This window comes from Paenibacillus sp. CF384 (assembly GCF_900106745.1).
GTDB lineage: Bacteria > Bacillota > Bacilli > Paenibacillales > Paenibacillaceae > Paenibacillus_Z.
Genome location: NZ_FNNV01000030.1, coordinates 36,594 through 47,475, shown reverse-complemented (window position 1 = coordinate 47,475; position 10,882 = coordinate 36,594). Strand labels below are relative to the sequence as shown.

The window sequence follows — 10,882 nt, the reverse complement described above, 5'->3', positions numbered from 1 at the left end:
TCCTTTCTCGGTGCGTGTCGTAACCCCGAGGATACCCTACTTTTTTTGTGCCCGACTAGGCCCAAATGTTGGTACACAAACTATTTTACGTCATCCAGGCGTGAGCGGGGTTTTGGGTTTATTGATGCTGAGAGTCGGGTTTCGCGACTCTCAGTTTCGTTTTGTGGCGTTTTCGCCGCTGAGAGTCGCTTTTTGCGATTCTCAGCCTCCGGCGTGAGTGAGGTTTTGGGTTTGTTGAAGCTGAGAGTCGGATTTCGCGACTCTCAGTTTCGTTTTGCGGCGTTTTCGCCGCTAAGAGCCGCATATTGCGACTATCAGCATCTTTCTGCGGCTTGCATCCCTCGAACGCCGGCTTCATTGCTCTTTACAAAGCACCTCTTAACGGGATAAGAATCTGAACCGCGGTGCCGATGCCCAGGCGGCTATAGATATGGACGCCGTAGCTGTCGCCGAACGTCAGCTTGATGCGGCGGTCCACGTTGCGGATGCCGTAGCCGGAAACACCGTCGCTATCCTCTTCACCGTGGATGCGTTGGAGCTTCTCCGGCCTCATGCCCATGCCGTCGTCGATGACCTCTAGCATTAGCGTATCATCCTTAATGCAGGCTCTGATGATTACGTTGATGCCGGCCTCGTCGTCCCAGATCCCGTGATTGATGGCATTTTCGATAAAAGGCTGCAGCATCAGCTTGATTACCGGATAAGGTAGGGCGGCTTCTTCAATGTCATAGTGCACATGAAGGAGTCCTTCGAAGCGCAGCTGCTGGATGGCAATGTAGGACTTCGTCAACCGCAGCTCCTCCGCGAAGCCGACAATGGTTTTGCCTTTGTTCAGCGAGATCCGATAGAACTTCGCCAGATGGGTGACCATGTCCTGAATGCGATTGTCATCGCTGCGCATCGCAAGCGAGGAGATGGAGGCCAGCGTGTTGTAGAGGAAATGCGGATTAATTTGGGCCTGCAGCATGCTCATTTCCGCTTCCTTCTTCGCGATTTCCTTCTTGTACACCTCATTAATCAGTTCCTTCATGCGCCTGGCCATCTTCGTCATGGCGAAGGATAACAGCCCGACCTCATCATGCCATGTCGATACGGCTTGGACATCAAAGTCTTCAGACTCGATGCGGCGCGTGAGCTGCAGCAGTTTCTCAATTCGAATCGTGAACCATCTGGCCATGATATAGATAAGGATGATGGATAGGATTAAGCTGGCGATAGCAATCGTGAATAGCCGAGAGAACGCGATCTTCACGTTCATCAGCAGGCTGTTATAGGACACGATCGAGACGGTTTTCCAGCCGTTATCGATGGAGTTATAGACGACAAAAACGCGCTCGCCCTTATACATGCCAATAAAGCTGCCTGCCTTGCTGTTCCCCCAATCCCCCTGCACAAACTCCTTCAGATTGTGGTTAATCTTGTTTTTGTCCTTGCCGGAGATGATCGCTCCATCCTCAGAAACGATGAATAGCTCTTTGTTATTGTTTTCTTTGGCCATCAGGGCGTAAATATCGACTTCGGGAATATCCATGGTCAGGATCCCGTAGGGGTAGTTCAGGCTGTTGTTGTCCAGCAGACGAGCGAGCACGATGCGTGACGGTTTGCGTTCCTCGATGCCTTGCGTCACTTGTTCGCTGGATGGATTGGTGGCGGGCATCACGGTGAACGTTACGCTGCCGTAAGACTTGCTCGCCAAACTGTACCAGGGGTAGCGCATGAGGTCTTTATCGGCGCGTTTAATAAACACCTGATCGGTGGGCAACGTCAGATTCGTCGTGTAGACGGTCACACTGCTCAGATCCGTGTTGGTAACGAGCAGATTTCGGAACGAACTGTTGATATATTCATAGGCATCGACATATTGGTTATTGCCGGACGAATAGTCCATGGTCAGGAAGTCGCGAAGACGGCTGTCCAGATACAAGGAGGAGGAGACTTTGGAATAGGAATCGAGCTTCATCTTCAGGTTGGAGCCAATCTGATCGGTCGTGGAGAGCATGTTGGAGTACATCTGTCTGGTCAGCTCGCTCTTCATCGTTTCGTAGGAATAGATGGCTAAGAAGATCAGGGGAATAACGGATACCAGCCCGAAGACGACGAACAGCTTGTTGCGCAAATGCATGTTGAGAAAAGGTCTTATGAGCAGGCGATGAATGAGGCCGGGCACGAGCGTCCCCGTAATTACCTCCAGAATGGTGCGTCCGGTCTTCTCTTTATAGATGGTGCGGATATAATTCGGCGATAAGTAGACTTCCTTCGCAATATCCTCGACAGTTAGCGGCTTGTGATAGGAACGGTCAATAATATCTTGAATTTGCTTGGCGATATGCTGATGGCGGTCTTTGTCCTTCTCCGACAGGGCCATGATTAAGCTGTGGCAGACATGCAGGACATGCTCCCCGATTTCGTCCAGCGTTTGGCAATGGCTCATAATCTCCCATTCGCTGCTGAACGGGCCGATCTGGAGCTCATGAATCGCGCCGCTGAAATGCTGCTCCACAGCCGTGATGAGACGAACCGCTGCGGAGCGGGCAAGATGGGGGTGTACATGTTTCTCTCGCAGCCTATGGATGAACAGGGCAACCTCCTGCTCCGTTTCCTCCGAGCGCTGATGCACGATGGCCCGGCAAAGCGCGGCACGGTGCTCTTCGACCTCGACCTCATCCGTAGACGGCTTGTGAACGTCTTCCGCAGCTAACAAGGCCCCGTTACCGAAATAGAAAGCCTGCTTAGCGGCGTCATGCGCTTCTTTAAAGAGGTCATGTGCATCTTCCAGTCTTTCACTCGCCCTTGATAGTCCGATTGTAAGCGATACGGGGAAATCCGCCTCGATCAGCTTCTGTAATTGCTGCCAGGTCTCCCGTTCCCCATCAAACAGAGAGTCCGGGAACACGCCTGCGAATGTGCGATACTCCCAATCGATCAGCTCGCCAATATAGCCGAGCGCCTTTAAACGGTTATGTACGGCTTCACCAATGCTTCGCTCAAGCGGATCCGGCATGCCCGAATCCGCAGCAGCTCCGTCATTGCGGCTCGGGCGGTCAATCACCAAGCAAGCGGCTTTGAAGGGACCGCGCAATGGCGGCGAGGCGATAGAGTCTAGCTGCAGCAGCCTCTGCGCCAATTCGGCGCGCCGATCCGGCGTTTCTTCCATGAGGAGCATCCGGAGCAGCTTCTCTTTGGCCATCTCTTCCGAGCGTTCCGCCAGTTTGGCTTCCTCGCATTTCTGTTTGACCTTCTCCATGAGATGCCGCAGCTCTTCCATGTCGATGGGCTTGAGCAGATAGCCGGATGCTTCGACGGCGAGTGCGGCTTTAATATATTGAAACTCGTCGTGACCGCTGAGGAATACGATCTTGACCCGTTTGCGAACCTGCTTCGCGCGTTTCACGAACTCAAGTCCGTCCATGATAGGCATGCGAACATCGGTCAGAATGATATCGGGGTCAAGCTGCTGGGTTAACTCCAGTGCTTCTCGGCCGTTGCGGGCGGTCCCGATAACCCGTATCCCCATCGCTTCCCAAGGCACATAAGTAGTAAGCGTTTCCAATTCTATCTTCTCATCATCTACGAGCAGTATGGAATGCATAGGTGAGCCACGTCCTTCCTATGTGAGAGCGGGATGATCGTTACTTGTTTTATTGTAGTCGGCCTACGGTATTTCAACAATGGCACTACATGAAATCAGGTGTTTTGGCGTATGAATTGGCGGATGTTTGCATGGAATGGCTGCGGAAAGCTCCCCTATAATGAGGATATTCCAGACGATAAGGCAGGGGGAGAGCGTAATTGAAAGCGCAGATCGAACAACCGTTGCAGCGTGCGCCGCTGCTCGGAAAGACTAACGGAAAGTGGAAGCGTTTCCGTCAGCAGAAGTATTTATGGCTTATGATCATGCCCGCGTTTATTTGCACGCTGCTGTTTTCATATACCCCGATGTTCGGACTCTATATGGCGTTCATTAATTATCAGCCAGGCGGATCATTCTTCGGATCTTTCTTTCACAGCGAATTTGTCGGCTTGCGGTGGTTCCAATACTTCTTCGACAACGGCGACTTCTGGCTGATTATGCGCAACACGCTGGCCCAAAGCTCATTAAGCTTGCTATTCGGATTCCCGGCACCGATCATTCTTGCCATCGCGATTAATGAAATCAGCAGCGGAGCGTTCAAACGGATCGTACAGACGATTTCGTACTTGCCGCACTTTATCTCCTGGGTTATCGCAGCGAACATCATCGTCACGCTGTTATCGTCGCAGGGGCTTGTGAATAAAGTGCTGATGCTGCTGCACATCACCGAGGAGCCGGTCGGCTTCTTCCAGAACGGCCATTATTTCTGGTGGATTATCGCTTCTTCCAACATGTGGAAGGACATGGGCTTCAACGCCATCATGTACCTTGCGGCCATCGCTTCCATTAATCCCGAGCTGTTCGAGGCGGCCAAGGTGGACGGCGCATCCCGTATGAAGCAAATGCTGTACGTGACGCTGCCCGCGCTTCGCCCGACGATCGTCATCCTGCTCATTCTGGCGGTTGGCGGCATTCTGAATGCCGGGTTCGACCAGCAGTACTTGCTGCAGAACAACCTGGTCTTGAAGTATTCCGATGTTATCGACACCTATACGTACAGGTACGGCTTACAGAATGGGATGTTCTCCTATGGCGCGGCAGTAGGATTGTTCAAGTCCGTGGTCGCTTTTATATTAGTGCTGCTGGTGAATAGGCTGGCGAAGAAAGTCAATGATCAATCGCTGTTCTAACATAGGGGTTTAGGGAGGAATAGAGAGCATGAAAAGCAGGGCAATGGGAGACATGCTTTACTCCGGCGCGGTATACGCCTTTCTACTGGCAGTCGTATTCGCAACGTTCTACCCGTTCTGGAATGTGCTGGTGCTATCGGTCAACAGCGCCTCGGATACCATCAAGGGAGGCATCTACTTCTGGCCGAGGGAGCTTTCATTTACGAGCTATAAAGAGATTTTAACCGATGGTCAGATCCTTCATGCCGTGTGGGTAACGGTAGCGAGGACGGTGATCGGGACGCCGCTTACGATTCTGGTCATCAGCTTGCTGTCCTACCCGCTGAGCAATCGTGATTTGGTGTTCAGAAGGCCGATTACGCTGTATTTCATCTTCACGATGTATTTCGGCGGTGGGTTGATCCCGTACTATATGGTGCTGAAAAATGTACACCTGATCGACTCGTTCTGGGTGTTTATCTTCCCGGGGCTGATGAACGTGTTCTATATGATTCTTGTGCGGACGTATATCGAGCAGCTTCCGCAGGAGCTGACGGAGTCGGCTAAGATTGACGGCGCTAACGATTTGCAAGTGTTCATCCGTATCATTCTTCCCCTGACGACGCCGGTGCTGGCGACGATCGCACTGTTTACGGCTATCGGTCATTGGAACGCTTGGTTCGATTCGTATGTGTTCACCTATAAGCCCAGCTTGAAAACCCTTCAAGCGGTGCTAGTGAAGATACTTAATCAGTACCAGACAGGCAGCATGGTGTCCGAAGCGCAGCAGTTGGCAGATTCCTCTAAGAGGCTGGCGGTATCGTCGGATACGATCCGCATGGCAGCGACCATGGTCGCAACTCTTCCGATTGTGCTGGTTTATCCGTTCCTGCAGCGATATTTCGTTAAGGGCATGACGCTTGGCGCAGTCAAAAGCTGATTTTTCTCGGGTTATGAAAGGAGTGTGAGTGGAAGGCGGCTATTATGGCGCACGGGCAGTATATTCTCGTTTTACCACGGAATGTCTATGGAAACGCTCATGAATCAACTATCATTGTATTTGGGGGGAGCAACACGCTATGAATAAGAAACGTATATTGACAGTCATGCTCACAATCATGGTCTTTACGACGCTGCTTATCGGCTGCAGCAGTAAAGATAACAACACCGCAGCGAACGAGTCCAATGATACCGCGGCTACTGCTAATTCTACGAATTCCACGGATGCGAACAATGCGGCGGCGGAAACGAACAGTAAACCTTCGGAGCCGATTACGCTTACTTTCTTCGATAAGAATACGGGCGATGCCTTCACGAACCCCGTAGCCCAAGAGGTTACCAAACGTACAGGCGTCTCTGTCGAAATTCAACAGCCGAGCGGCAATCCGTCGGAGAAGCTGAATCTGATGCTTGCCAGCGGCGACTTGCCGGATATTATCCTCATGGACCGTGGCAGCGATATCGTGAACAAATATATTGCAGCGGGCGCCATTATTCCGTTAGATGATCTCATTGAGAGCTTGGGACCTGACGTGAAGTCCCAATATGGCGAGGTCTTGCAAAAGACGCGTTATACCGACGGCAAAAACTACTATCTGTCCAACTGGTACGGCATGGATAACAGTCCGGTATTCGGCATTCAGATGCGCAAGGATCTACTGAAGGAGCTCGCGCCGGACAAAGCGGAAGGCGGCCAACCGTTCACGACGGATGAATTCGAGCAATTGCTGAAGGACTTCAAAGCGAAATATCCGAACATTGACGGCAAGGCTTCGATACCGCTTACTCTGAATGCGGAGAATATGGGTGCAGTCCTTGGCACATTCAAAGGCATGTGGGGGATGAAAGCCTACTACGAAGACGGAGGAAGCCTGAAGTTTGACGTGAAAGACCCGAAATACCGCGAAATGATCCTCTACATGAACAAATTGTATCGCGAAGATTTGATCGATCATGAATGGGCGGTCAATAAAACGCAAACGTGGGAACAGAAGCTATCCAACGGTTTTGTCTTCTCGACGGCTTCGGCTTATTGGGATCCGGGTAACGCGAACAACGCTTTGCTGAAAGCCGGCGGAGCAGACAAACAGCTATTCTCCTATAAAGTGGTTGCACCGGGCGTTGATCCTGGCGCGACAACGTTCGGTCCGCGCAGCCCGCTCGGCTGGGATGCGATTGCCATCTCCAAGAACAACAAGCATCCGGAAGAAACGATGAAGTTCATCAACTTCCTTGCAAGTGAAGAGGGGCAATATCTCCTCATGTGGGGGATCGAAGGCCAGACTTGGGATATGAAGGACGGCAAACATACGCCGAAGCCGGAAGTTCTTCAAGGCTTGAAGGAAGATTGGGCTGCCGAACAGAAGAAGACCGGTCTTCAGAAATGGACCTGGTTCGTTAAGAACGGACTGGGCAGCGACGGCACGCCTTATCACATCGGGGACAACAATCGCGGCGAAATCGACCTGATGGCGTTCAAGAATCTATCGGATACGGTTTGGGATACATCACCATACGATAACCTCGGACCAGGAGGCGGTACTCCGGAATCGCTCAGCTACCAGAAGGTTCAGGATATCATGAAGCAATCGATCACGAAGATCATTATCGCGAAGAGCGAGCAAGAGGCTAACGCCGGCTTCGACAGCATGCTTGCGGAGATGAAGTCAGCCGGCGACGAGAATGTGGAAGCGATTATCACAGATAACTACAACAAGCGCCAAGAGCTTTGGAAATAAACCGATTCATGCGGTGGGACTGCTGAGCGTTCCATTATGGAATGCTCAGCGTCCGAATGGCGTGGCTAGCCCTCGCATAAGAAGCTGAGAGCACCATTGGCCCCCGCTGTAACTTAAACGGTTACTTCCGGGAAATCAGGATTCGAAGGGCTGCCGTTCTCGGCGGCCTTTTGGCGTGCGCGGAACCGACGGACCTTCATCAGATTGCCGCAGGCTCGCTCGTCGCAGAACCGTTTAGACCGGTTGCGAGTCTCGTCATAGTAAACCGCACGGCAATCCGGATTATCGCAAATACGCAAGCGGGAGGGTTCGCTATCTGTGAGTAAGCGGCTGAAGGAAGTGGCGACCTCTGCTCCGATGCGGGCCCAGCCTGTTTGCAGCGGAGTAGTCTCCAGACTGAAATTGGAGTTCGACTCCGTGATGTGCAGAATTATGGGCCCGCTCGATAGGGCACGGTTCAGTCCTTCCAGATTAAGGGGATCCACGCTTTCGCCTACCGTCAGCTTCCGGACGATATGGAGAATATGCTCCCGCAACTGCTTCAACTCATCTACTTCTTTCGCGCTTGGAACTCCCGGATAAGGAAGATTGTGCGAGTTCAGAAACTTTTCCAACCATTCCGGCTTATCCAACAGCTCCTCGGTATGCCCGCTGCCTCTCCAGTCGCGATAGTCACTTCTCAGAAAATCGTCCCATAATACAAACATCCGCGCCACGCCCCTCTTGCTTCCTATGGAATTTTCTATATTGTAACACCCATGTCATTGCTTAGCTAGTTACTTGACGGACAAAACCGTTCATGTTACAGTGTGTTCCGTAACAGCTATTTTATAACTAGATGGTTACGATTTATTGACAACTATATTTATTCCGTCACTCATAGTTATCCTGTACCCTGTAAAAAGTAATAGAAAAAGAAAAGGTGAAATGACCGATCATGAATCCCATGCGCAATCAGAACCGCAGCTGCACGGATACCGAGCAGATCCGTTCCTTTCTGGAGCAAGCCCGGACCGGCTTTCTCGGGTTATCCGCAGGCGATGTTCCGTATGTAATACCGCTGAATTATGTATGGTTGAATAACGCCATCTACTTTCATGGAGCTGAAGAAGGTAGGAAAATCAACTATATCGCCCAGAACCCGCAGGCTTGTTTCACTGTCAGCGAGAACTATGGGACGATTACGAGCCCGGTACCGGCCGATACGGATACGGCCTACATGAGCGTCATTATCGAAGGAGCGCTGCTTCCGGTTCTGGATATGAACGAGGCGATGGAGGCTATGCAGGTCATGCTGGATAAATACGTACCCGGTTATTACGATCGACCGCTGGGGCGGGTTCATCTGGAACGGTATGTATCCAGCTTAGGCAGTAAAACCGCGATCTATAAGCTGCCTGCAGATTCATTGTCGGCCAAAGAACAATCCGCACCATCGGAGCGTATGTTCTATGAAGGTAAAACCGTTCATCATGACCGGGCATAAGGAAGCGGGGCAGATATAGATATCTGCCCCGCTTTGTGTTATATGGCGAGCGGAAGCTTCACCTCGAATGAGGTTCTCCCATCGTCGCTGGCTGCGGAGATCGTACCCTGATGAAGCTCGACGATGTTTTTGGCGATGGCAAGGCCTAGTCCCGAGCCGCCCGTATTCCGCGAGCGGGATTGTTCGCCGCGATAGAAACGCTGGAACAGAAGCGGAATGATGGAAGCCGGCAAAGTCTCGCCATAGTTCGCGATTTCGACGACCGCTTGTCCGTTGGTGCTCCAAGTCGTGATCTCGATACGCCGGCCGCTCTTGCCGTATTGAATCGCATTAACGATTAAATTCTCGAATACCCGAACAAGCTTGTCCCCGTCCGCATGAATGACAAGGGGATGGTCGGGGAGAATCAATTGGCATTCCATCCCCGCCTGTTCGAATTGCAAACGAAATTGACCTGCCAATTGTCCCATCAGTTCGGCGAGATTGATCGGCGACGGTCGAAGCTTCATGCCGCCGCTTGTCCGCGTAAATTCGAACAGATCATCGATCATCGATTTCAGGTGCATCGATTTATGATGCGCGATTTGGACGTATTGCCGCAGCTCCACTTCATCCTGATAACGATCATCATTGATCAGACCCAGATACCCGACGATGGACGTCAGCGGCGTGCGCAGATCGTGAGAAACATTCGTGACCAGCTCGGCCTTCGTTCGCTCGGCGCGCCGTTCTTCCTCGATGGACAGCTTCAGCTGCGCCGTCATGCGATTGATATTATCGGCCAATGCGCCGAGCTCGTCCTCTCTGCGAATCGGAAGGCGGAAATCGAAATTTCCGCCGGCGATCCGTTCGATGCCTTGCGAGATTTCCATCAGATAGTGAATGGTGGAGCGGCTGAAGACGAAGAAATAGATGATCGTAAATAAGAGGCCGGCTAAAGTGAAAGAGATGGGAATGCCGAGCTGAGATCTTGCCAAGTCCAAGAGATTGCTGATGAAAGGGATATCGGTATGGTAGGCGGCGAGGGCGATCAAGCTTAGAAAAACGACCGTCAGGCTGGACGCAAGCGCGCTTAAGGCGAACAAATACAACATTTTGAAACGAAGGCTTTCCCACGGACGAATGTTAGGGATCAATTTTGTACCCCACTCCCCAGACGGTCTGGATAAGCTTCACGCCGCCCAGCTCGCTCTCCAATTTATCGCGAAGCTTGCTTATATGAACCATAACAGTATTGTTGGACTCCATGAACTTGTCCTTCCACACCGCTTCGAATATCGCCTCCGCACTGAACACCTGCTTGGGATGACTCGCCAGCAAATACAAGATATCGAACTCCGTCGACGTCAAACTGACATTCCGATCCTCGATGGTAACGGCATGCAATTTTTTGTTGATCTTCAGCGATTGGATCTGAATTTCATCCTGATCCTGTGCCGGCTGCGTCTGTGTATTCAAAAGCATGGACCTGCGCAGCAGCGACTTTACTCTGGCCAGCAGCTCAAGGGCATTGAACGGCTTAACCATGTAATCGTCAGCCCCCGTCGTCAAACCCATGATCTTGTCCATATCCTCAGCCTTGGCACTCAGCATCAGAATCGGAATATTGTCATACTCCACTCGTACCGTTCGCACGACCTCCAGCCCATCCATCTCCGGCATCATGACATCGAGGACGAGCAATTGGACCGATTCCTTGGCGATCAAGTCGAGTGCTTCTCGACCGTTGCTTGCCGTCAGCACCTGGTAGCCTTCGTTGGTCAGGAAGATTGAGATCAGCTTGGCGATTTCCGGGTCATCGTCCGCGATCAGAATTTGAATCGATTTCATAGAAGAATCTCTCCGTTTGCATGAAGTTAACTACCGTATTTGTAGCATTAGCTTATCAGATATCGTATCCGCAACCTACCGTATGAAT

The 10,882-nt window shown here is 51.6% G+C and carries 8 protein-coding genes; 4 read left to right on the top strand and 4 right to left on the bottom strand.

Features of this window, described 5'->3' with window-relative positions; genetic code table 11:
* Nucleotides 1–364 precede the first annotated feature (364 nt).
* The gene (locus BLW29_RS29875; RefSeq protein WP_090986563.1) at nt 365–3,589 is read right to left on the bottom strand and encodes a histidine kinase; all 3,225 of its coding nucleotides are present in this window, start codon (nt 3,587–3,589) and stop codon (nt 365–367) included.
* Between the two features lie 299 nt (nt 3,590–3,888).
* On the opposite strand from BLW29_RS29875, the gene BLW29_RS29870 reads away from it, so the two are divergent.
* From BLW29_RS29870 to BLW29_RS29860, 3 genes are all read left to right on the top strand, one after another.
* Nucleotides 3,889–4,761 carry an ABC transporter permease gene (locus BLW29_RS29870; RefSeq protein ID WP_090986571.1) on the top strand — a complete coding sequence of 291 codons (873 nt, stop codon included), beginning with the start codon at nt 3,889–3,891 and terminating at the stop codon, nt 4,759–4,761.
* Between the two features lie 28 nt (nt 4,762–4,789).
* Entirely contained in the window at nt 4,790–5,680 is an 891-nt protein-coding gene (locus BLW29_RS29865; RefSeq protein WP_090986561.1) for a carbohydrate ABC transporter permease, read from the top strand.
* Nucleotides 5,681–5,819: 139 nt separating this feature from the next.
* Nucleotides 5,820–7,478 carry an extracellular solute-binding protein gene (locus tag BLW29_RS29860; RefSeq protein WP_090986559.1) on the top strand — a complete coding sequence of 553 codons (1,659 nt, stop codon included), beginning with the start codon at nt 5,820–5,822 and terminating at the stop codon, nt 7,476–7,478.
* Nucleotides 7,479–7,591: 113 nt separating this feature from the next.
* Here the strand turns inward: BLW29_RS29860 and BLW29_RS29855 are convergent, their stop codons facing one another.
* Nucleotides 7,592–8,185 carry a CGNR zinc finger domain-containing protein gene (locus BLW29_RS29855; RefSeq protein WP_090986557.1) on the bottom strand — a complete coding sequence of 198 codons (594 nt, stop codon included), beginning with the start codon at nt 8,183–8,185 and terminating at the stop codon, nt 7,592–7,594.
* A gap of 230 nt (nt 8,186–8,415) precedes the next feature.
* On the opposite strand from BLW29_RS29855, the gene BLW29_RS29850 reads away from it, so the two are divergent.
* Nucleotides 8,416–8,964 (top strand): pyridoxamine 5'-phosphate oxidase family protein, encoded by a 549-nt coding sequence (locus tag BLW29_RS29850; RefSeq protein ID WP_090986555.1) that lies wholly within the window; start codon nt 8,416–8,418, stop codon nt 8,962–8,964.
* A gap of 38 nt (nt 8,965–9,002) precedes the next feature.
* Here BLW29_RS29850 and BLW29_RS29845 read toward each other — a convergent pair whose 3' ends face one another.
* Nucleotides 9,003–10,100, bottom strand: coding sequence for a sensor histidine kinase (locus BLW29_RS29845; RefSeq protein WP_256209060.1), 1,098 nt, complete (start codon nt 10,098–10,100; stop codon nt 9,003–9,005).
* Nucleotides 10,090–10,794 carry a response regulator transcription factor gene (locus tag BLW29_RS29840; RefSeq protein WP_090986553.1) on the bottom strand — a complete coding sequence of 235 codons (705 nt, stop codon included), beginning with the start codon at nt 10,792–10,794 and terminating at the stop codon, nt 10,090–10,092. The genes BLW29_RS29845 and BLW29_RS29840 overlap by 11 nt, the downstream gene beginning before the upstream one ends.
* Nucleotides 10,795–10,882 lie beyond the last annotated feature (88 nt).

Coding starts and splice junctions, on each gene's coding strand:
- BLW29_RS29875 (WP_090986563.1), bottom strand. CDS start 3,589: ATGCATTCCATACTGCTCGTAGATGATGAGAAGATAGAATTGGAAACG.
- BLW29_RS29870 (WP_090986571.1), top strand. CDS start 3,889: ATGATCATGCCCGCGTTTATTTGCACGCTGCTGTTTTCATATACCCCG.
- BLW29_RS29865 (WP_090986561.1), top strand. CDS start 4,790: ATGAAAAGCAGGGCAATGGGAGACATGCTTTACTCCGGCGCGGTATAC.
- BLW29_RS29860 (WP_090986559.1), top strand. CDS start 5,820: ATGAATAAGAAACGTATATTGACAGTCATGCTCACAATCATGGTCTTT.
- BLW29_RS29855 (WP_090986557.1), bottom strand. CDS start 8,185: ATGTTTGTATTATGGGACGATTTTCTGAGAAGTGACTATCGCGACTGG.
- BLW29_RS29850 (WP_090986555.1), top strand. CDS start 8,416: ATGAATCCCATGCGCAATCAGAACCGCAGCTGCACGGATACCGAGCAG.
- BLW29_RS29840 (WP_090986553.1), bottom strand. CDS start 10,794: ATGAAATCGATTCAAATTCTGATCGCGGACGATGACCCGGAAATCGCC.